Source organism: Enterobacter sp. SORGH_AS_0287 (assembly GCF_031453695.1).
Lineage (GTDB): Bacteria > Pseudomonadota > Gammaproteobacteria > Enterobacterales > Enterobacteriaceae > Enterobacter > Enterobacter ludwigii.
On record NZ_JAVIZW010000001.1, the window covers coordinates 4,676,141 to 4,699,136 of the forward strand.

Annotated in this window: 13 protein-coding genes and 3 pseudogenes; 3 read left to right on the top strand and 13 right to left on the bottom strand. The window is 57.3% G+C overall.

The window, feature by feature from the left end:
* Positions 1-8: 8 nt before the first annotated feature.
* From QE396_RS22310 to QE396_RS22320, 3 genes and pseudogenes are all read right to left on the bottom strand, one after another.
* Positions 9-2,207, bottom strand: coding sequence for a type I secretion system permease/ATPase (locus QE396_RS22310; protein WP_047356649.1), 2,199 nt, complete (start codon positions 2,205-2,207; stop codon positions 9-11).
* Positions 2,204-3,608, bottom strand: a pseudogene (locus QE396_RS22315) (TolC family outer membrane protein). The gene QE396_RS22310 and the pseudogene QE396_RS22315 overlap by 4 nt, the downstream one beginning before the upstream one ends.
* Before the next feature lie 79 nt (positions 3,609-3,687).
* On the bottom strand, positions 3,688-14,862 hold the full coding sequence (locus QE396_RS22320; RefSeq protein ID WP_309952510.1) for a BapA/Bap/LapF family large adhesin: 11,175 nt from the start codon (positions 14,860-14,862) through the stop codon (positions 3,688-3,690).
* Between the two features lie 767 nt (positions 14,863-15,629).
* Here QE396_RS22320 and QE396_RS22325 point away from each other — a divergent pair.
* Genes QE396_RS22325 through QE396_RS22335 form a run of 3 tightly spaced genes read left to right on the top strand, consistent with a single transcriptional unit; the run spans position 15,630 to position 17,480 of the window.
* Positions 15,630-16,157: a tetratricopeptide repeat protein gene (locus QE396_RS22325; protein WP_032678808.1), complete on the top strand. Its 528-nt coding sequence runs from the start codon at positions 15,630-15,632 to the stop codon at positions 16,155-16,157.
* A 7-nt stretch (positions 16,158-16,164) separates the two neighbouring features.
* Positions 16,165-16,695 (top strand): sigma-70 family RNA polymerase sigma factor, encoded by a 531-nt coding sequence (locus QE396_RS22330; RefSeq protein ID WP_080346980.1) that lies wholly within the window; start codon positions 16,165-16,167, stop codon positions 16,693-16,695.
* Positions 16,692-17,480 carry an anti-sigma factor gene (locus QE396_RS22335; protein ID WP_047366115.1) on the top strand — a complete coding sequence of 263 codons (789 nt, stop codon included), beginning with the start codon at positions 16,692-16,694 and terminating at the stop codon, positions 17,478-17,480. Before QE396_RS22330 ends, QE396_RS22335 begins: the two co-directional genes overlap by 4 nt.
* Here the strand turns inward: QE396_RS22335 and QE396_RS22340 are convergent.
* The 10 genes and pseudogenes from QE396_RS22340 to QE396_RS22385 all read right to left on the bottom strand — a co-directional run bounded on the left by QE396_RS22340 (position 17,472) and on the right by QE396_RS22385 (position 22,921).
* Entirely contained in the window at positions 17,472-18,029 is a 558-nt protein-coding gene (locus QE396_RS22340) for a YceI family protein (protein ID WP_047366114.1), read from the bottom strand. The two genes, QE396_RS22335 and QE396_RS22340, sit on opposite strands and share 9 nt — an antisense overlap.
* Positions 18,030-18,097: 68 nt before the next feature.
* Entirely contained in the window at positions 18,098-18,442 is a 345-nt protein-coding gene (locus QE396_RS22345; RefSeq protein ID WP_025203422.1) for a cupin domain-containing protein, read from the bottom strand.
* Between the two features lie 87 nt (positions 18,443-18,529).
* The gene (locus QE396_RS22350; protein ID WP_047366113.1) at positions 18,530-18,886 is read right to left on the bottom strand and encodes a hypothetical protein; all 357 of its coding nucleotides are present in this window, start codon (positions 18,884-18,886) and stop codon (positions 18,530-18,532) included.
* A 220-nt stretch (positions 18,887-19,106) separates the two neighbouring features.
* Complete coding sequence (locus QE396_RS22355; RefSeq protein ID WP_020883897.1) at positions 19,107-19,547, bottom strand: carboxypeptidase-like regulatory domain-containing protein; 441 nt, start codon at positions 19,545-19,547, stop codon at positions 19,107-19,109.
* A 557-nt stretch (positions 19,548-20,104) separates the two neighbouring features.
* Positions 20,105-20,272: a hypothetical protein gene (locus QE396_RS22360; protein WP_230075041.1), complete on the bottom strand. Its 168-nt coding sequence runs from the start codon at positions 20,270-20,272 to the stop codon at positions 20,105-20,107.
* Positions 20,273-20,274: 2 nt separating this feature from the next.
* The gene (locus tag QE396_RS22365) at positions 20,275-20,511 is read right to left on the bottom strand and encodes a hypothetical protein (protein WP_050583616.1); all 237 of its coding nucleotides are present in this window, start codon (positions 20,509-20,511) and stop codon (positions 20,275-20,277) included.
* A 330-nt stretch (positions 20,512-20,841) separates the two neighbouring features.
* Positions 20,842-21,171, bottom strand: coding sequence for a TA system toxin CbtA family protein (locus QE396_RS22370; RefSeq protein WP_309952524.1), 330 nt, complete (start codon positions 21,169-21,171; stop codon positions 20,842-20,844).
* A gap of 20 nt (positions 21,172-21,191) precedes the next feature.
* Positions 21,192-21,458, bottom strand: coding sequence for a type IV toxin-antitoxin system YeeU family antitoxin (locus QE396_RS22375; RefSeq protein ID WP_050583617.1), 267 nt, complete (start codon positions 21,456-21,458; stop codon positions 21,192-21,194).
* Positions 21,447-21,964 (bottom strand): annotated as a pseudogene (locus QE396_RS22380) (DUF932 domain-containing protein); the annotation flags it as partial. The pseudogene QE396_RS22380 and the gene QE396_RS22375, both read right to left, overlap by 12 nt.
* A 94-nt stretch (positions 21,965-22,058) precedes the next feature.
* Positions 22,059-22,921 (bottom strand): annotated as a pseudogene (locus QE396_RS22385) (GTPase family protein).
* Between the last annotated feature and the right edge of the window lie 75 nt (positions 22,922-22,996).

Below are 22,996 nucleotides of genomic sequence, written 5' to 3' on the forward strand. Positions count from 1 at the left end.
CGGCGACGTCACGCTGACTGATTTTCATTTTTCCACTCCCGTCCGGTTGCTGCCTGCTGCTGTTGCTGCTGCATGCGGCTGTTGTTCAGTGCCTGTGCTTTCGGCGCGTCCATCACCAGCATTCCCTCTTTGAGCACCACGACGCGCTCCACCAGTTCCAGCACCGGCACGCGATGCGTGGCGACAATCAGGGTGCGGTTGCCAAGCCAGGCGCTCAGACGCTGGATAAATTCCCGCTCGGTGTGCTCATCGAGCGACGCAGTCGGTTCATCCATCAGCACAATATTGGGGTCGCGAAGCAGCATGCGCGCCAGCAGAATGGATTGCCGCTGGCCGCCGGATAACCCCACGCCGTTCTCCATAATTGGGTAGTCCAAACCCTTCGGCAGTTTCTGCACAAAGCCCGCAGCGCCGGTTAACTCCAGCACCTCGAAAATCTCCTCATCGGTGGCGCGCGGCATGCCGAGGGTGATGTTTTCGCGCAGGGTGCCGTAAAAGAGCCGGGCGTTCTGGGTCATAAAGCCGACGTTACGCCGGACATCGGCGACATCGAGGTGCGGGAGGCTGAAGTTATCGAGCCGCAATTCACCGCCGGCGAGATCCATTCCGCCCGCCATCGCCTGCAGCAGGGTCGATTTTCCGGCGCCGTTACGCCCGAGGATCGCCACTTTTTCACCTGGCTTAATCTCCAGACGGTTAATGCGCAGGGCCATGCGCGGATCTTCCGGGTGATAGCGGAACTGTGCCTGCTCGAAAAGATAGTGACCGCGCAGTACGTCCTGGCGGATCGGCGTCTCCTCACGCTGGTTTTCTGTGGGGAGCTGCATAATGCTGTCCAGTCCCTCTTTCGCCGCTTTGACCTGCTGCCAGCGCGCCAGCACGCCGCACAGGGTAGCCATCGGAGCGATCATGCGCGAGGCCAGCATCGAGGCGGCGACCACCGAACCGGTCGTCAGCGTGCCGTCGATCACCATCGGCGCACCGACCACGATCACCCCGGCATAGACCAGGCTCTGAATCGTCATTCCCCAGCTGATCAGATTCTGGGTCAGTTCACGGGTGCGCAGGCCAGATTCAGCGGTGATCTGGATGTAGCTGTTCCACTGCTGCAAAAAGCGGTTTTCCGCCTGCATCAGCTTTATGTCCTCCAGCCCCTGCACGCTCTCCACCAGCACGGCGTTGCGCAGGGTGGATTCATGCGCCGACTGCTTCGCCAGCTCTGCCAGCTTTTTCTGCAGCAGCAGACCGGGCAGGACCATGATCACCGCGGCGACCGGTGCGATCCACGCCAGTTGGGGAGCGATGATCGCCAGCACCACCACGAACAGGAAAAAGAAGGGCAGATCGACAATTGTGGAGATGGTGGAGGAGGTGACCATCTCGCGGATCTGCTCCAGCTCGCGTAGCTGGGAGATAAAGCTGCCGGTCGAGCGAGGAATGGCGCTGTTGCGCAGCCGCAGGGCGTGACCGAAGACCCGATCCGATACGCGCAGATCGGAGCGTTTGCCCAGCAGATCCATAATGTGCCCGCGTGCCACGCGTAGCACAAAGCCAAACAGGGTGGCGATCAGCACGCCGATGGTCAGGACATACAGCGTCGGGTAGGACTGCGCGGGGATCACCCGGTCATACACCTGCATGGAAAAGACAATCCCCGACAGGGACAGGACGTTAATGAACAGCGCGGCGAGCATTACCCAGCTGTAGGGGCGCAAGTCGCGCATCACCAGCCGGTAAAGCCAGTCCGGACGGTATTTCGAAATATAGGCATCCACGCGGCTGTCTTTCAGCGCGGCCAGTGGGCGCAGGGCAATGACGTGGCGGATGGCGGGCAGCATGGCGGTCATCGAAAGCCGGTTGGTGTAGGTCTGATCGTCGAAAAAGCTGACCTCCAGCGTATCGTCGCCATCGAAATGTTCGATCACGCCGATCCTGCCGTCGTTCATTGCCGCCACGACCGGCAGACGCCAGCTGTTGATCGCCTGCTGATCCGCCGTCAGCAGCTGAAACGACAGCCCTGCTTCACGGGCCAGCTGAGTCAGTGCGGGCACCATCGGTTTGCCTTTTAGCCACGGCGCGCCCGCGAGCAGCGCACCGGGGGAGCAGGCGACGCGGTAGCGCGTGGCGACAAAACCAAAGGCCTGCGCCCACTGCGCCAGGGCCTCATCCGTCATGGTCTCACCTTGCGGGATATCGCGTTGCTTCATGGCTGGATCTCCACGGTCTGGATGGGTGCGGTTATCAAGATCGAACGCGTGACGCAATTGCCCGGTGTTATAGAGGCAGTTGAGCTGCAGCTGGTGCAACTGTCCGAGGGTCTGCTGCTGGGTAAAACGCGCCTGATAGACCTCCTGCTCGGCGTTAAGCACATCGAGCAGCGGGCGAGAACCCAGATCCAGATATTGCTGCTGATAGAGTTCACGGGTGCGGGCGCTGAGCGCCTCCTGACGGCCCTGAATCTACAGCGTGCTCAGCAGGCTTAATACCTGGCTGCGCGACTCCAGCAGCTTCTGGCGTACCTCGAGGCGGGTACGCTGAATGGTGGACTGTGCGGCTTCTACCGCGTGGCCTGCGGCATTACGCCGGGCGGTGAGGCCGCCGCCCTGATAGAGCGGCATCTGCACTTTCACCCATGCAGAGTATTGGGTGCGATCCCGCGTTTCGTTACCCGCATAGCGTTCGTTCAGGTAGTGGCGCACCTCCGGCTCCAGCGAGACGGTCGGTGTCATCTGGGCGTCGGCGTAGTCGAGATTGGCCTGGGCAACGTTAGCCTGCGCCCAGGCGGCTAATACTGCCGGGACCAGGCGATCGTCCGGCTCGGCAATGTCGCAGCTGCGGGCCAGCTTTTGTGGAAAATCGTTGCTGATCGTGTTGAGGGTGTTCCAGCCAAGGAAGCTCATCAAAGTAGCACGGGCGCTGTCGAGGCTGGCCTGGTACTGCATCAACTGGGCGCGCGCGCCTTCGATACGTGCATCGGTCTGCACCACGTCAGAGAGTGAGGTGGCGCCTTCGTCATTACGCTGGCGGGTGAGGGTACCAATCGAGGAGAGCGCCTCAAGCTGCTCTTTGGCGGTGTCGACCATTTGCTGCCAGGTTTGCACCTGCACCATCGCGATGGCGGTATCGTGAGCGATAGTGTCGATGCTGACCAGCACGTTGGCCTGCTGCTGGGCGACGCCGGCACTTTCTGCACGCACCTGGCTTGCCACCTTGCCAAAGTCGTACAGCATTTGTGAGAGGGAGAGCACCAGCGACGGAGTAAAGCCATTATCGTCGCCATCATGGGTATAACCGTTATCCATGCCGGCATTAATTTGCGGATAGTATTTCGATTTGGCGACGTCCACCTCTTCGCTTTGTTGGTAGAGTTTCCCCACGGCTTCACTGATGGCCGGGTGCCAGGTGACGGCGCGGTTGACGGCTTCGCCAAGCTGCAGCGTGCCGGGGGCAGCCTTGCCGACGACAGGCGCCACGCGGCCATTCAGAGAGGGGAGTTCCTGCGTTTCACGGAGTTGTCCGGTATTGATCATCGCCGCCGGCGTCGCGGAGAGGGCGGGCACAGATATCAGGCAGCACGAGAGCCACCAGTAAGGCATCTTCATTCCCATGTCTTATCCCTAATAAAAATGTACTGCTTTATTGTTTATGCCCGGGCGCTGTGCGCCCGGGTCATTTGTGCAGGTGCTATCAGGTAACGATGTGTTGCTGGTTCACTAACTCGTCGTAGGTGGTCTGGACGTTATCCAGCGTCACGAGCGTCGTATTAGTGTAGGTGCTCCCTGAACCATCACGGTCGATGGAGATCACGGTATTGCCATTACTATTAGTAACATGCAGATAATTACCGAGCGTTGAGCTGCTCCCGTTCCAGCCCACCAGCAGATCGCCGATATCGATTTTGTCCCCCTGCGTGAGCGAGAAGTTGGTCCAGTGATCGCCGGCAGTGCTGCTGACGTTGCCCGCGGTGGCGTTGCCTGCGGTGGCGTTCAGCACCTGGTAAATCAGGGTGTCGCCGTAGGCGGTGCCGGTAATGACGTCGTTATGTTCCGAGCTGATGAACTGCGGCGCCATATTGATGGTCAGCGTGGCACTGTCTGTTTTCCCGTCGGCATCTGTCAGGGTGTAGTTGAAGGTCTCCTTCGAGGTGATGGTTGAGAGCGACACCCCGGTGTTGAGGGTGTAGGTGTAGTGGCCGTCCGCAGCAATTGCCAGCGTGCCGTAATGGCCGACGACGTTGACCGTTGCGCTGCCGGTGTACGGATCCAGCGTGGTGGTCACGCCGTTGTAGCCGGTCACGCTGAGGCGGGTATCCACTGAGTGCAACTGATCCATCGCCCCGGCAGAGTCGGTGCCATCGAAGATGTTGCCGTCAACGGTGTGGCCGCTGGTAGAGTCGAACTGGGTCAGCGAGTAGGTGGTGCCGTTCACGCTTGGGGTAATGGTAATGTTCCCCACGCTGAGCCCCGGTACGCTACCGGTATAGCTCAGCGTATAGGTTCCGGCATTCAGATCCAGCCCGGAGAGCGCGATGTCGATATTGCCGCCCAACAGCGAACCGCCGCTGAAGGAGCCGCTGCGAACAACATTCGAACCGTCACTGATTGACCAGTTCACCGTCAGGCCGCCCAATGCCAGCAGCGATGCCACGTTAAAGTGCAGCGACACGTTATGCAGCGCGGTGTTCGGATCCACCACGAAGGTTCCGCTCCCGCTGCCCTGGGTTGATGACAGCAGCGCGGTTGTCCAGCTGGCCGTCCCGACGGTGGTATCCGAGTAGGTCGTCGTGTGATGCACTGAGGTGACGTCCATCGCGGTACTGACATCGTTGACCGCATCCATCGCCCGCGCGGTTGGGGTGATGTTGAGCGATGCCGTATCCTTCGCCCCATTTGGTGCGGTGATGGTATAGACGAACGTATCCGGCGTACTGATCGCGTCAGCACCCACACCGGCTTTCAGGGTGTAGGTGTACTGTCCGGACGCATTGATGCTCAGCGTGCCGTATTCCCCCTGGATGTCGGTCAGGCCGCTGCTGTTCACCGCCACGCCGTTCACTTCTGATACCACCGCGCCGGTTGCGACATCGTTATCCAGCACATCTCCGGTGGTGGTCTCGCCCACGCTCGACACGCTGTAGACATGATCTTCCAGCACGTTCAGCGTGTAGGCGGTCAGGGCGGTGATCCCTGCAGCCGTATTCAGCAGGAAGAGGTACTCCCCGGCAGGCAGGTTCAGCGTCAGCTGAGACGAGGTACCGCCCAGCAACGGCGCACGCAGCCAGCCCGGTTCGACGCGCATCTGCTCGAAGGTCTGCGTCGCGTTATTGAACTTGTAGACATACAGGTCGAATACCGACGCCAGCGCCACACCGCCCACGGAAGCCTGAATGGTCATGGTGCGGGTGGTACCTTCCTCCACGTTATAGATGATCGGATTGCTCAGATCGTCCAGCAGGTTCAGCCCCAGCGTGTTGCCGAGATTGATCCCCACCACGGTAAAGCCGCCCTGCGACGAGGTGCCGTTATTGATTTCATGGACCGAGGTGTCAAAGGTCAGCGAGGCCGTGTCATCTACCGCCACAATACCGTTAGCGGTAGTACCGGCACCCAGCGACAGTACCAGGTTCGCCGACGCGCTGACGCCGTTATGGGTGATGGTGTAGGTGAAGCTCTCTGTCCGGCCTACGACCGAGGCGCTGGTGTCGGTCAGGTTGTAGGTGTAGCTGCCATCGCGGTTAATGGTCAGCGTACCGTACTGGCCCTGAACAACCGTGCCGTCGGCGTTCACGCTGGTGGTGACACCCAGCGCGTTGGTGACAGCAGAGACCGTGGTGCCTGCCGGGGCGTTGTCGCTGCCCGCGGTCGGGTCGGCGTCGAGAATTACGTTACCGTTCAGGCTGGTGTCGCCCGTCACGGTACCGGCGCTGGTTTCTTTCACCGCCACATCGAGGCTGGTGTAGGAGCCGGTCGCCAGCAGGTTAGTGTTATAGCTCAGCACCCGGTAGTCGCCGTTCGCCAGCCCGGTCAGGTTCAGCGATACGCCGGTAGCCCCGAGGGTCAGCAGATCGGCAAACTGGGGTTGTCCGGTATCCACCACGGTAGTCCAGGTACCGTTGACGCTGTCCCAGCGCTGTACCACCAGCTCAAGGGTATTGAGCAGGGAGAGCACCGCACCCGTGGCATTGGCGTTCACCACAATATCCGCATTGCCGCCGCTGCCCACCGTGAAGTCCACCTGGGCAGTATCATTACCCAGCAACGTGAGGACGTTGCCTACGGCACCCACCAGCAGGAAGCCATAATCACTGTACTGGCTGTTGGTGACGGTGGCCGTGGTGCTGATATCCAGCTCTTCGACGTTATTGCTGGCGGAGAGCGGGACGACCGGTGCGAGGGCTGAGCCGGGCTGCGACGTATTACCTGCGGCATCGGTGGCGGTGATCTGCAGCGTCTGACCTTCCGTCTGTTTATTGAGGAAGGTATAGCTGTAGGTGCCGTTGCTGCCCGCGATTGTGGTCACCGTGCTGCCATCGCCAAGACGGATAGAGACGGTGCTGCCTGCCTCCGCGTTACCGGTCAATACGCTACCGTCAGCGTTAAAGGTTCCGGTTGGGGCCGTTGGTGCCGTCAGATCGACAATCACGCTGGTGGCGGAAGAGACCGGGCTGGTGCCCGAACTGTTCGTCGCCGTGGCGGTAAAGGCGTGAGAGCCTTCGCTTAACGCCGGGGTGGTGAAGGTCCAGTTGCCTGAACTATCTGCCACTGCCGTTCCCATCGACACGCCGTTGTTATACAGCGTGACGGTGGTGCCTGGCAGGGCTGTACCACTCAGGGTTGGCGTGGTGTCGTCAGTGGTTTTACCGTTGGTCAGGTTACCGGTGACGGTGCCGACGTTATCGTTGATGGTGGTGATAAGCGGTGCGTTCGGCACCGGCGTCGCAGGGGCAATCACCGACGTGCTGACACCTGCGTTACCCGCCTTATCGGTGGCATAGACCAGCAGTGATTCACCGTTGGTTTGGGCCGGCGTGATTGTCGCGTTAAAGTTTCCGCTGCCGTCAGCCGTCGCGGTACCGAGTACTGTTCCGGTACTGGTGGTGATGGTAACGGTGCTACCCGCTTCGGCGGTCCCGGTGACGTGCGTACCGTTGGTGATCACGGCAAGGCTTGCCGGCACGTTCGGTGCAGTCAGATCCACGGTAATGGTGGTGGTGGCCGATGGCGTACTGGTGTTGCCCGCGGCATCGGTGGCGGTGGCGGTGAAGTTATGCGTGCCTTCCGTCAGTGTGGTGGTGGTTTGCGGTAGCGTCCAGTTGCCGTTCGCATCGGCGGTGACCGTGCCGACAAGCGTCGTGCCGTCATAGATGCGCACCGTCGCGTTGGCTTCGGCGGTCCCGTTCAGCGCTGGACGCGCGTCATTAGTCGGGTTATTGCCGGTTACCGGTCCGGTGATGCTGCCGACATCATCGACAACCGCACTGATGACCGGCGCAGCTGGCGCGGCGGCATCCACGTTGATCACATAGGCGGTGGTCGGGGCGCTGGTATTGCCCGCGGCATCGGTGGCGGTAAAGGTCAGGCTGTGTGACCCGTTGCTCAGCGCCGGAGAAGGGGTAAAGCTCCATGCCCCGCCTGTCGCGACCGCGCTACCAATCTGGACGCCGTTATCGAAAATTTTCACCGTGGCGCCCGCTTCCGCCGTACCCGTGAGGGTAGGCTGCGCGTCGTTAGTCAATCCGCCATTGGCAATCGGCGTAGCCGCATTGCCCACATCATCCACAATGCTGCTCAGCACCGGCAGGGCTGGCGGCGTCGTGTCGATAGTCAGGCTAAAGGCCGCTGACGAAACGCTGGTATTACCCGCTGCATCCGTGGCCTGCGCGGTGAAGCTGTGCGCGCCCGTGGCTAAGGTGGTCGTGAGCAAGATACTCCAGTTGCCACTGGCATCCGCGGTGCCCGTTCCGACAAGCGTTGTGCCTTCGTAGATATTCACAGTCGCAAACGGCTCACTGGTCCCGACAAGCCGCGGCACGGTGTCGTCGGTCGTCTGCCCTGAACTGAGCGGGCCGGTGATGCTGCCCGCATCGTCAACGGCCTGGCTGATAACCGGCGCATTGGGTGCGCTGGTATCAACAACCAGCGTAAAGCCAGGCGACGCCGGGCTGACGTTCCCCGCCGCGTCGGTCGCGGTCGCGGTCCAGGTATGACTGCCATTGCTCAGCGCTGATGACGGCGTAAAGCTCCATGCTCCGGTGCCATCCGCCAGCGCGGTGCCGACCGGCTGTCCGTTCTCATAGATGGTCACCGTGGCGTTGGCTGCCGCGGTGCCCGTCAACGTTGGCGTGGTGTCGTCGGTACTTTGCCCGGAAGTCAGCGGCGTCTGTACGCTGCCTGCGTTGTCTCCCGCGGTCGTGATGGCCGGTGCCGCCGGTGGTGCCGTATCCACTGTCAGGTTAAACGGTGCCGTCGTGCTGCCGGTGTTGCCAGCCGCATCGGTGGCATTGAAGGTGATGGCATGAGGCCCGTCACTCAGGGCGGTGTCAGGCGTGTAGGTCCAGTTCCCCTGAGCATTAACCACCGCGGTGCCAATCTCGTTGCCATCCACAATGATATGCACTGTGGCACCCACTTCGCCCGTACCGTTGAAGGTCGGACGCGCGTCGTTGGTGCTGTTGCCGGTAGTGAGCGTACCGGTGACCGGGCCGACGTCGTCAATCACACTGCTGACCAGTGGCGCAGCAGGGCCTGCTGCATCCACGGTAAAGGCAAAGACCGACGAGTTTGCTGACGCATTGCCTGTCGCATCGGTGGCGTAGGCGCGAAGGAGATAGTTGCCGTCACCCAGCGGCGTGCTCGGGGTAAAGGTCCAGTTACCACTTCCGTCGACGGTCGCAAGGCCAATTTGCGTACCGTTATTCATGATATGGATTGTACTACCCGGTTGTCCGGTGCCGCCGATCGTCGGGGTGGTGTCGTTGGTGACTTGCCCGCTGGTCAGGTTGCCGGTCACGCCGCCAGGGGCATTGTCGTTAACCGTATCCAGCGTTGGAACCGTTGGCGCCGTCAGGTCAACCACGACGTTCCAGCCGTTAGACACCTGGCTGACGTTGCCCTGTGGGTCGGTGGCGGTAACGGTGAAGGCGTGAGGCCCTTCGCTGAGCGCGGTGTCAGGGGTGAATGTCCAGGCACCGGTGCCGTCAGCCGTGACCACGGCAATCTGGGTACCGCCGTCGAAAATTTTCACCACGCTGTTCGCTTCCGCCGTCCCCGAAAGGGTTGGCGTCGCGTCATTAGTCGGATCGCCGCTCACAATCGTGGTTGCAGCATTGCCCACATTATCCGTTACGTTGGTGATCGCTGGCGTGGTGGAAACCGTATCAACGACGATGGTGAAGCCTGTCGACAGACCACTTTCATTGCCCGCGGGATCGGTCTCGCGGATGGTCAGAACGTTATTGCCCTCCGCCAGCGCGGGCGGTGTGAAGACCCAGGTCCCCGTATTGCCGACCAGTGCGGTACCCAGCAGGGTTCCGTTGCTGTAAACGGAGATGGTATCGCCCACCGTGCCGGAGCCGGTAAGGGTAGGCTGGTTGTCGTTGGTGGTCTGCCCGTTGGTGAGTTGACCAGTGCCAGGGCCGACATCATCAATCACTGAGCCAATGGTCGGCGTGTCCGGTGCAGTGAGGTCAACGGTGACGGTTGCAACCGGCGAGCGGCCGCTGGTCGAGAGCCCGACTGTCGCGGTCACTTCAAAGGTGTGCAGCCCTTCACCCAGCGCAATCAGTGGGGTATAGCTCCAGTTACCGTCCGCATCAGCAATCACGTTGATCAGCGGAACCGCGATGCCGTCCTGGTAGATGGTGATAATGCTGCCCGCTTCGGCCGTACCCACGAGTGTCGGGGTAATGTCGTTGGTGGTTTTGTCTTTCACGTCGCCGGTGACAGGCGTTTCATCATCGTTAATCGCCGTAATGATGGGCACATCCGGAAGATTCGGCAGCGTACCGGTGACGGTGTAGGATGCCTCAGGACTGAGGTTGCCCGCGGCATCGGTCGCGGTCACCGTCAGCACAGCGCCATCCGTTTGGGCTGGGCTGAGCGCGATGGAGAAGGTGCCACCGGTGGCTACGCCTGTACCGAGAACATTACCATTGTTATCGGTTACAGTGATGGTAGCCCCCGCTTCGGCGGTGCCGGTCAATGGAGTACCTTGAGCGGCTATGCCAGTAACCGCGGGAGCGGCCGGATCCAGAGTATCGACGTTAACGCTAAGCGGTGCAGAGCTACCGGACGTATTGCCGGCCGGATCGACCGCGGAGACGGTGAAGGTATGCGGGCCTTCCGCCAGCGTGCTGTCGGCGGTCCAGCTCCAGTTGCCGTCCGGCTGTACCGTTACCGGCACCGTGGATGCTGTACCGTCTATGGAGACGATAATGGTGGTACCCGGTTCGCCGGTGCCCGTGAGGGTCGGCGTGCCATCACGGGTATAAAGCACATTGCTTGTGAGCTGGCTGTCAGACACCGCGTTAATCAGCGGGATTTCTGGCGCAGTGGTATCAACGGTGACGGTGAAGACCGGGCTGAGGCCGCTGACGTTACCCGCAGCATCGACTGCCGCAACGGTGATGTTGAGTGGGCCATCAGTCTGGGTCGGAAGATCGAGAGACCACTCGCCATTGCTGCCGATTTCGACGCGTCCTAGTTCAACGCCATTGTTATAAACGATGACCGTTTCGCCCGCAGGGCCGGTACCGCCCACACCGGGGGTAGTATCCGTGGTAACACCACCGTCTGGCTTACCGCCAACGGCGCTAATGACAGGCGTATCAGGTGCCACGGTATCAACGGTAATAGTGATCCCCGGTGACGCCGCCGAAACGTTACCGGCTTCGTCGGTGGCGGTGGCGGTAAATTCGTGGCTTCCCTCATCAATGCTGGCGTCAGGGCGCCAGCTCCAGTTGCCGTTGCTGTCTACGGTGACGCGACCCACTTCGGTGGCAGGCTGACCATTTATGCTGTCATAAATAATAACCACATCGTTCGCTGTGCCGGTGCCGCTCAGGACCGGACGCGGATCGTTCGTGGTTTCCCCGTCGGCAACCGGTCCGGTTATCTGGCTGACGCTGTCCGTAATCACCGGTGCTGCTGGCGTAGCTGGCGGGTCGGTGTCAATGGTGATGGTCACCGGCTGGGACGGGGCGCTTTCGTTGCCCGCGCCGTCCTTGTTGGTGACGGTCAGGGTGATGTCGTAGGTACCGTTGGCCAGTGGGGTATCCGGTGTCCATGTCCAGTTACCGTTGCTGTCCACCTCGGCGTCACCAATTTTGTCGGTGCCGTTGTAGATAGTCACGGTATCGCCCGGATTGCCGGTGCCGCTCAGCGTCGGCGTGGTATCGCGGGTGGTCTCTCCCGGGTTCAGCGGGGTTTCTGTTGTGCCGCCGTCAGGGTTCACGGTGATTTCTGGCGTCTCCGGCGTGGCGGGTGCCACGGTATCGACCACCAGCACAAACGGGCTGGAGACGGTCGTATTCCCGGCGGTATCGGTCGCATGAACTGTCAGAGAGTGCGAGCCGTTGGTGAGCGGGGTGGTAGGGGTGAAGCTCCAGCCGCCGGTACCGTCGAGTGTGGCGGTACCGAGCAGGGTATTGCCATCATAAAGCGTAATAACCGTACCTGCCGGCGCGCTGCCCTGCAGCAACGGTTGCGTGTCATCCGTGGTGTCGCCGCTGGTGAGCGGGCCCTGAACGTCACCGACGTCATCGGTTACGGTTGTGATGGTCGCCGCCGGTGGCGGGGTGATATCGACCGTAAAGGTGAAGCCGCCTGACGGCAGGCTGATGTTACCTGCCGCGTCGGTGGTGACGGCGGTCAGGGTATGCTCACCGTTACCAATCGGTGTGCCTGGCGTAAATGTCCACGCGCCGCCGCTACCGACCAGCGCGGTGCCGATATCAACACCGTCCAGACGAATAGTGACCGTTGAGCCCGGTTCGGCAGTGCCGTTGAGTGTCGGGGTTGGATCGTTCGTAATGGCACCTGCGGTGAGCGCGCCTGTACTTCCCTGAACATCGTCCACCACTTGCGAAATTACCGGTACTTCGGGTGCGGTACCGTCAACAGTGATACTCCAGGCATTTGATGGCCCGCTTGGGTTACCGGCGGCGTCAACTGCCGTTGCGGTCAGCACGTGGCCGCCATCAGCAAGCGGTGAGGATGGCGTGATGCTCCATACGCCAGATGCCGGAACGAGTACCGTGCCGATGACCGTGCCGCCGCTGGAGAGCGTGATGGTTGTGCCAGGCTCGCCCGTTCCGTTTATGGTTGGCGTTCGGTCATTAGTGAGCCCGTTCTGGGCGACAGGGCCCGTAGTGGCAGAGGCATCGTCGTCCACTGAAACGATAACCGGCGTTTGCGCGGCGGTAATATCCGGCGCAATGGCAGGGGTTGTTGGCCCGGTATTGCCGGCGGGATCGGTGGCATCTGCGGTCAGGGTTTCACCGTTGGCTTTTGGTGGGGTCAGCGTGACGGTGAAGCTGCCGTCGTCATTGGCTTTCGCCTCGCCAACCGTGACGCCATTTTCACGGATGGTCACGGTGCTGCCCGGCTCTGCGGTACCTGTCACTTTGGTACCGTCATCTGAGACAACAACGTTATCCGGAGCCAGTGGCGCCGTGGTATCTGGTGCATCGGCTGTAGCGGGCAGGCTGGCGTTACCGCTGCCGTCGGTTGCCACGACCGTCAGCACTTCACCGTTGGTCTGTGCAGGACTAATAACCGCCGTAAAGGTGCCATCGCTGTTGGCGGTGGTTTCACCGATGACCGCGCCGTTAGGATCTTTAATGGTGACGGTGCTGCCTGGCTCCGCCGTGCCGCTGACGCTCTGGCCGTTATCTGCCACCTGAAGGTTTCCGGGGGCGACAGGAGGGGTTGTGTCCGTAGCCGTGACGGTCGCAGGTGTGCTCTGGTTACCAGCAGCATCAGACGCCACCACGGAGATCTGCTGGCCGTTAGTTTGCGCCGGCGTTAACGTGGCAACGAAGTTGCCGTTGCCGTCCGTTGTCGTCCGGCCAATTATGGTGCCGTCGCTGCTGGTGATGACAATGCTGCTGTTTGGCTCGGCAGTGCCGGTAATCTGCGTGCCTGCCGGATTAAGCGTGATGTCGGGCGTTTCCGGCGGCGTGGTATCGACAATGAAGTTGATTGGCTGCGACAACCCACTCTGGTTCCCGGCAGCGTCGGTGACCTGCACCGTTATAGAGTGAGCCCCCTCCGAAAGCGGTTTGTCCGGTGTGATGCTCCAGGTGCCGTTGGGCTGAACTTTAACGGTCGCAATGGGCACGCCGTTATCAAAAATCGTAATTGTCCCACCGGGCTCTCCTCTCCCTGCAAGAACAGGTTTAGCGGCATCAGTGAACAGGCCAGAGGTAATTGCGCCTTTGATGGCACCCGTTTCATCGTTCAGCACGATGGCGGTTGGCGCAGTTGGTGCGGTGAGATCGATGGTAACGGTGAACACCGGGGAAGCCGGTCCGGTGTTACCGGCGGCGTCGGTTGCCCGGACGGTGAGCTGATGCGTGCTTTCGCTGAGATTGATCGAAGGGGTAAACGTCCAGGTGCCGTTGCTGGCAACGACAGCGGTGCCAATCGCGATCCCGCCATCATAAATGGTGACCGTAGATCCGGCTTCCGCGGTGCCGGTAAGCTGTGGTCGCTGATCGTTGGTGCTACCACCGTTACTGACCGAGCCGGTGACCGGATTGGTATCGTCTGACACGAGCGTGATGGCTGGCGCTGTGGGGGCGACGGTATCCACCACAAAGGTCACGGCGCCGGAGGCTGGGCTGGTGTTACCTGCCGCGTCGGTCGCGGTGGTGGTAATGGAATGGCTTCCGTTAGCGAGATTTGTACCCGGGGTAAAGGTCCAGTTTCCGCTGGCATCAACCTTGGTCGTGCCAATCGGCTGACCATTATCGTACAGGGTGATGGTACTGCCTGCTTCGCCGATGCCGCTGAAGGTGGGGCGGGCATCATCGGTACGCTGACCGTTAGTCAGCGGTCCGGTTTCTCCGCCAACGTCGTCATTCACAATTACGATATCGGGCGCATCGGGTGCGGTGGTATCCGGTGCTGTAACATGGCCGGCCTGGCTGGTATTGCCTGATGAGTCGGTTGCTGTGGCGGTAAGTTGCTCGCCATTCGTCAGCGGTGTGCCCAGAACAATGGTGAATTTGCCGTCGCTACCGGTTTTACCCGTGCCGACCAGATTGCCGTCCGCGTCTTTCAGCGTAATCGTACTGCCGGGTTCGGCAGTACCTGTGACAGTTTTACCATCTGAGGAGAATTGAAGGTTGGAAGGCGCATTTGGCGGTGTGGTATCCGGATCGGAAGGATTGCCCGGCGTGCCGGGGTTCGTATTGTCATCATCATCGTCGCCACCCCCTCCGCCGCCGCTGCTTGCCGCGACAGCGATCCCGCCTGCGACAGCAAGACCACCGAGTACCCATGGCCAGATGGCTGCGCCACCGGTATCACCGCCTGAGGCCGCCAGTAATACGTCCGTGGAGGCGATAGATTCGTAGGTAGCAGCCCCGGTAGGATCTTCAATCCACCACAGCGCACCGTCACTCTCTTCCAGGACCAGCTGACTCACCCCCTCCGCGTCGGTGACGTAGAAATTCTTCAGGGTAATGACCTCGCCAGAGTGCAGCGTGACCACCAGATCGTTACCACTGCGGGCGAAGTGGGAGACATCGGCTCGCTCTACATGAAGCTCAACGATAGAGGAATGGCTCAGCGTAACCTGTGTGCCTTCCGTGGTAGTTTCCACGCCAGTAAGTTTCGATATAACAGAGATTTGGCTCATTTAGGTATTACTCCAGCAGAGTTGTCGTGAACGGCGTGCAAGATGCGCCATCTCTGCGGAAGGTAAAGCACGCCCCCGGCGGAGTTGCTGTTATTTACGCAGCACTCACCGTTATTTTTTTTAGAGCGAACGATGCCCGCCATAATCCAGAGTGGCAACATCAGAGCGAATCTAATTACTCATGAGAGAGCATGTCGTTTATTTGTATTTTTGTGTTGTATAAAACCCTGTAATTAATAGAGGTATTGGTTTTGACGATATAAAAATGATATAGCCAGAAAAGTCTGAATGTGCAAATTAAGCATCTGTAAACACTGTGTGAAGCGTTGAAGGGGGCATTAATTCATAGCTGGCTATTATAATTTAAAAAATATAAATTGTTGTATTTATTGTATTTTTATTTGTTTGTAAATTTCGGTGTTTTATCATTTGCCATGAATAAATATTTAGCAGGGGACTTTTTATAGGATGGCGTTAAACGCTATTGTTTATGCCAGCTTAATGTGCGTTTAAGTTAGGGTAACGTTTTTGATATAACATATATTATGTTGGTAATTAATTAAAAATATATTCTTGTGCGGTGCCGGGATTCTGCTACTGAGAGAAAAATAATAACTAACAGGGAGTAAAGATAAAATATCCCGCTCAACATTTAATGGGGATACGACGTCAACATGATTCTGAGAAAAAAAGAGGGGCCCGGGAATGAATAAAATGCATCGCTCACGCGTTTACTGACGTCATTCCCATTCACCCTGGAGCCTTTTATGAACACGACCTCTGTGCGTTTGATCCCGGTGCTGATTTTTTCCCTGTTGTCTCCTCTCGCGCTGGCGATGGGCGATAATAGTACCGAGAGTAAAACTCCCGACTGTCCGTCCGGACAGGTGTATGACAGTGCAACTCAGAAATGTGTGCCCGATAAGAGCAGCAGCCTTAGCGATCAGGACAAAACCAACTATGCCTATCACCTTGCTAAAAAAGGCGAGTACCAGGCGGCGCTGAACCTTCTTGATTCGCTAAAAAATAACAACACGGCTGAAGCATGGAACTATCGCGGGTATGCCACCCGCAAACTGGGTCGTACGGATGAAGGTATCGGTTACTACCAGCGTGCGCTGGCTATCGCCCCGGATTATGCCAAAGCCCGTGAATACCTGGGCGAGGCGTGGATGGTCAAGGGACGTCCGGATCTGGCCAAAGAGCAACTGAAAGTGATTGCCGGTATTTGCGGCCAGTCCTGTGAAGAGTACCGTGACCTGCAGGCTGCCATTAACGGACATCCGGAATCCTGATTTTCTCGTGGAGGGAAAACACATCGCTACCCGTGAGGTTCGCCAACAGTTAGCCGCACACCTCTCACGTCTCTGGCGTTATGGGCTGGTGTTGTCGCGAAACAGGGATGTCGCCGAAGAGCTGGTTCAGTCCACCTGCGTCCGCGCGCTTGAAAAAAGCAGTCAGTACATGCCCGGTACGCGTATCGACAGGTGGCTGTTTGCGATATTGCACTCCATCTGGATCTCTGAGCTTCGGGCACGCCATGTTCGTCAGGGGCAGGGGTTTGTCGCCAGCGACGAGCTTCTGGCACCGGATACCCGTGAACAGGATGAGACGCACCTGCATTACCTGAAGGTGATGCAGCGCGTCAACGCGCTCCCGGAAGCCCAGCGCAACACGGTTTTTTTGGTGTATGTCGAAGGCTTTACCTATCAGGAAGCCGCGAACACCCTGGCGGTGCCGATCGGTACCGTAATGAGCCGACTGGCGACGGCACGGGCAACGCTGGCAGCGTCTGCCGATGCCTTGCCCCCGGTTAAGGAGAAACGCTCTTGAACGCGCACCGTTTTACAGCGCCCTATAACGATGAGGCTATCGTGGCATGGATAGATGGCGAGATGTGTCATGCCGACGCGCAAAAATTTGAAGAACAGTTGAGACGTGACGAGCGCCTCTCCGGGCGGACCGCCGAGTTAATGAAAAGCAATGCGGATTACCCCGGCGCGTTTGGCGCTATGCTGGATGATGCTCCTCTGGAGAAGATGCAGGCCCGGCTGGCGGAACTGCCCGATCCGAAGCCCGCTACCCCGGCTGGCGTAAGCCGGCGCGCACTCATTGCCGCGTCGGTCAGTTTCCTGGTGGTCGGTTCCGGCGTGGGATATGGGTTGCGACCCGCTTTCGCACCTTCTGATGAAAACGCCCATATTCGTGACCTCGAAGCGCAATACATGTCGCTTTACAGCGTCGAGACATTGCTGGATATGGACAGCGCGCCGCATGTTCTGCAGCGTGGGCTGGAACGGGCAGCGCAGGATATCGGCCTGCAACTTCAGGCGTCACAGCTTATCCTGCATGGAGCAGAGCTTAAAATGGTCCGCATGCTGCGCTATGAAACCACCTCTATCGCGCAAATAGCCTGGATAAATGCCGACTACGGCCCAATGGCGCTGTGTATCTCCCCGACAGAGCAGACAACGACAGCCGCTCAACAGGAACAGCGGCACGACATGAACCTGGTGTGGTGGCAGAAAGCGGGATATCAGTTTGTGCTGATCGGCCGCAACCCGCTCCCACAGTTGCGGGGCAATGCAGAGCAGCTGCAAAGCCTGATTTCAGGATGATGGGATACCGTTAGCCTGAATCGCAATGGTGATGGCAATCCTGTCATCAACGACCAGCGCAAATTTATCCATGCCGTAGGCCGCGCGTGAAATGGTCGTCGTCGCATCCAGCGTGAGGACCGGCGCGTGCGGATCTTTCACGACGGCGTCCAGAATGACCGGGCGGGCAATGTCGCGTACGGTCAATGTTCCGAACACCCTGAACGTTCCTGAACCCTGAGCGACCACGCGTGAGCTGATAAATTCGATAACAGGATAACGTTCAGATTCAAAAAACATGTCGCTTTTCAGTTGCCAGGTGAGCAGGCTGTTTGAGGCAACCAGGGTGGCCACTGGAAGGGTGACATGAATATGGTCATCGATATCCTTATCCGGGTTAAGCGTTACGGAACCCGTGACGCCACTGAATTTGGCCCAGGAGAGGATCCCCCCGAAGGCGTGCCAGGATAACCGTATGGCGGTGTTTTCAGTATCAATGGTATAGCTCTGCGGGGCGGCCTGCGCCAGCGGACAGAGCAACACGAACAGAATAACCAGGCGTCGCAGCATCTCAGGATCTCTTTAGGGGTGGCAAGGCGTTAACGCGCAACCCCGGGGATCTATTCGGCTTTTAGGCGTCAGGACGTCTTAATAATATCCACCGAGATCTCGACGGCGGTTACCGGACCCCGGTTTTCCAGCCAGTGGACCGTGTTGTGATCTTCCGGCCAGCCGACACCGGGACCGTAATCAGTCGCAATACCGTGACGATGATCGGTGATGGTACCTTCAAGGATAAATACGGTGCCGGGTCTGTCGATATGATTATGCACCGGACCAAAGACCGCGCCGGGAGCGAGAGTGACTCTGCGCATGCGAAGCTGACGACCGACCATGCCCGCTATTTCCGGACCCAGATCGACGACGGAGAGTAATTCAACGGTAACGCCCTGGGTTTCAGGTGCGGTGTGTTTGCTGTTCATGATGGAGTCCCCCTGAGTCAAGTTTAGTCTGCAGGGAGCAGGGCAGGAGGGAATAAAAAAGGCCGCGTCTGCGGCCTTTCGAAGGGATTACTCAGTGACTTTCTTTTCCAGCTCGCTGGCACCTTCTTTGGTCTTATTCCAGCCTTTCTCAGCACCTTCTTTGGTGGCATCCCACCCTTTCTCGGTGCCTTCTTTGGTTTTATGCCAGGCTTTCTGGGAATCTTCGCTGACCTTGCTGCTTAAGTTTTCGGTTTTACCCTCTGCAGCATGCTTCTGTTTCAGCTTCAGCTCTTCGCCTTTATTCTGCTCTTCGTGCAGTTTTTGCTTCGCGTCGTTGGCGTTTGCCTTCGCCGCAGCGACGGTATCGTCAGTTGCATGTGTGGTCGTAGCAAATACTGGGGAAGCCAGCAGAACGGCAGATAATGCGATAATTGTTTTTTTCATAATATCCTCATTTAACGTTATCGGTTATGAGCGTGATTCAGCATGGCACAGACGAAGCGGCGTGGCTTTAGGAAAAAACTGTAATGTTATTTTGGCGTTATACCGTAAAGCGTATTTAGTTACGCAGAGGAATTAATTATTTTCAGGTTCAATGCCGTGTACCAGGGGCGTGCATATCCCTATTACTGGTGGCTTTTGGCCATGAGTAAAGTTAATTAACTCACTGAGCTTCGCAAAATATATTTTGACTCTCCCCGCTTGTTGGGGAGAGTTCGCATAACAGTTTCACGTTGTCGTTCCTGGAATAGCCTGAAAAAGGCCCGCCAAAGCGTTGGGAGGTGTAAATATCGCGTTTTTGTCCCTGAGGGTCGATTGTTGTCAGTGTCCAGCTACTCAGGCGATCTTGCGGTCCGATGGGTATAAAAACATGCCAGTCTCCCTGCGGTACGAAAGAAAAATACCCGTTATTATCCGTTTGTGTCGTGGCTATTTGTCGGTCGAATTCCAATAACGAAACGGTTACCCGGGGCAGCGGTTTCCCTGCGTTATTCAATGTGCCCTCAATACGAGGGGAGGGATAATCATGGTAAACGCAGCCGCTGAGCAAAAACGTGAGAGCCACGATAGCCTGGCTTGCGATGCGGTTTGAGGACGCTGTCATGGGTGCGAATCCTTTTGCGTTCAGGTGTTTTTCGGTGGCGTGAATGCAGTATACGCGGGTGGTGTAATTTCGGAACTGTAGATTCTGTTAAGGATGTTGATTTACTGAGTTTTTCCAGACTTATGCCTGGATAAATTGAGCGTGTGAATAGACATTGGCACCTCCAGGAGAATGTAGCTTTACGAGCTACATAATAAGAGGTCTTGTCGTTGCCTTTACAATGTTAACGTACTGACGTTGCGCTTTGCAGAAAGTCGCATCAACGAACTTTCTCTGGCGCAGGAGTGGCTGAAATCGTCATGTATTTTTTCAGGCCAGCCTCTCGTTTTACACCTTGGGGTCTGAACCAAAAGGAAGCCTTAAGCGCGGGGAGTCGACGGTGTTCACTGTCGAGAGAAAATTACCAATGAATCTGAAATTGATACTAGCTACTGTAACGGATAATACCTCAAAACTTCCCGTCGAATACTCATTACCCAAACGGACGATTTCTTTAACGCTATCCTTAACATCGATAAGAGCAATTGTCAGTGACTCCTCGAAAATAATGTCATCCGTTAAAAAAAGATATAGCGATGATCATTAACCTGAACAGCTGCTTCCAGTATTTGCCCTGGTACAATAATGTCTGTGCTATTGCCATTGATCACTACGTTAGGCTGCGCCTGGGATAAACCTGTCGCTTCCTGACCCTTTACCAGAGATATTAAATTAACCTGCTGCATAATCAATTCCACACACTCCCCATCTCCCATACTGCAAGAGCACCGCTGACAAAACCACCAATAAGTACACAAACAGATGCATCTGGCCCACACATCAATCCCACCATTGCGCCGCCTGCGGCGTTTATCGCTATTTTCCGCCCCGATTCTGAGACCTTATTCTCAGCGGTATAAATTTCGTAAACAGAAATTGCAATCGAGGGCACGACGAGCCCTTTTCCTAAACGCGAAAGCTGCATCAATTTCTCTGGATTAAGCTGGTTGCCCTCGGACAACGACAGACACAAAAAAAGCCCGCAGGGCTTGCGCCGTGCGGGCTCTTAGGACTTCATCGGATGACTCTGGTAATCACCGATGGAGAATTTTGGTGGGCTGGCGGAGTCTGAATTGGTTTTATAACTGTTTGTTTTATATGTGCTAATAATCAATTCAATTTTCATTTTGGTCCCATTGTTGGTCCTAAAAGAAAATGTCAGGGTTTTTGCAGGGGAGGGGAGATTACAGCAGGAGTCTCTTTGTCTACGAGATTAGCATTTTGCTTTCCTTTAGTCTGCTCTGTATTTAAGCGTTTATTTCACGTCAATTTTTAGCAAGCCGGTAGAGCGTCTTGCTCGCAAAATATCCACTACGGAAAGATACGGGCTCTGCTCTTGCCATGAAAATCCCTTTCGGTCGATACGGACAAGCCCGTATTTTTCGACAAGAAAGTTCACCGCATCGCTGAGCGATACTCCAGCATTAATATATTCCTGAATAACTGTTTTATCACTAAACGGCGTGTCGTTCAGTGTCAGGCCATAGTGTTGTTCCAGCAGGGGTGTCAGTAACATTTGCCAGACAGCCACTGGCGACAGACAGGGCTTCGCCGCCGGCGAAATTGTAGCAGGTAGAGTGTTCATGCTTGCTCTCGTGAAATTAGTTAAGCAGCGATGTATACGTAGCCGCAACTACCAAGGGTATCGGCTTCGCAGGTGAAACCGTTGTGGTACAGGGTGACACAGTGGGCATGGCGGGGATTCATTTCACCAGTGGTCAGCATCGATTCCATCTGGCTGATAAAGTGCGGGAATGTTTCATCCAGCTTCCGGCATTCGGCGTCACTGAATTTACCGGTGATACTGGCCTGGTCAGCCAAATAATGCAGTTGGTTCCCCTCCTGTACCAGACGGGCTCCCAGACGCGGCATGGCATCCCGCTTCTCTTCCACACGGTCAAAAATACCCAGCACTTCATACGCCCCCTCAATCACCTGACTTACGACATCTCCTTTGTGCGGCACCCGCACCTCGCCAAACGACTCACCGCAGACAAGTCCGTTCTGGCATACCGCACGGAATAGTCCCGGTAGCATCTGATACGAACTGGAGCCATCGTGAGAATTGAGTAGAATAATTTCCGGCACCTGCTTACCGGTAATCTGCTCCTCCCGACGCAGGCACAGCATATGCTTCGTATGTCACGACGACCCGGATCACGCAAGCGGGTCTGACAGGCAAAGAACGGCTGAAAGCCCTCCCGCTGCAGACTGTCCAGCAGAGAGATGGTGGGTATATATGTGTATCGTTCACTGCGGGATTCGTGTTTGTCCCCGCTGAAAACGCTGGGTACCACAAGAAACAGTTCTTCGCGGGTTAACGGACGGTCACGACGGATAAGATTTACTGCGCCAAAGCGCGAAGCCAGACGGGTCATAAGCAGACTCCTCATGATGGAAAATAAAGACGAAAAGCCCCGCCGCAAAGTCGCGGCAGGGCTCAGGAAACTACGGGTTAGAAGGGTTAAGTGTTCAGAAAAAGAAATTCCAGACGGCACGAGCGACCGATACCACGGTGTCGTGTGCAGCCTGAATGATTGCCCGAACCGGGGCCGGTATCAGGGGCAGGGAAGTTACTGTATCCAGTACCGAGCCGACTGTTTCACCAAAATCGTCACGGGCTTTTTTATTAACGAAATCGGTACGAAGTGGCGTACTGAGCTGGACCACAACCGGACTGCTGGCCTCACGCGGCAGGTACTTTATCATCCGCTCGGACATCACCCGCAGTCCCCACTGTAGTCGGACGGACACGGCACATACCGGATGCACGGGCTGGAACAGCTCATGCAACAGGCAGATCTTTCGGCTGATGTTTTGCTTCTGCTCTGTGGATAATCGTTCTCCTCCGCTGGTAGGTTCTGCTTTGTCTCACTGGCTGATAACAAACAGCACCTTATGCCGGTATGCTTCACCAATCACCTGACGGTAAAAATGCTCATCCACTGCCAGTGCCCGGTCATCAGCTTTAATCAGCCACAGCACAAGGTCGAGCCGGGGTAGCTGTTCGCGGTACAACGCAGCATACTCAGTATCGCGTGCACCACTTTCCCCCACTCCGGGCAGGTCCACCAGCGCCATATAGCGCTCACCGACTTGCAGACGAAAGCGCAGAGGTTCACGTCTACAGGCCGCAACATCGCTGACCGGCGACACTTCACCGCCAAACAGGGCATTGCACAGCGACGATTTTCCTGCCCCTGTTTTCCCATAATGCTGATAACTGGCTCGTAGTTTGTGAGCTGACGAATTTGCTTCATGACCCGTTCTGAGGCCCATTCAGGTAAGCCCTTAAGTGAGCCCTACAAGGGCTGCAACCCTCCCAGATTATTCATGGTATCTCTTGAAACAAAGAAAACAAAAACGGCGAATCCTTATGGATTCGCCGTTATAGTGATATGTTCAAGATG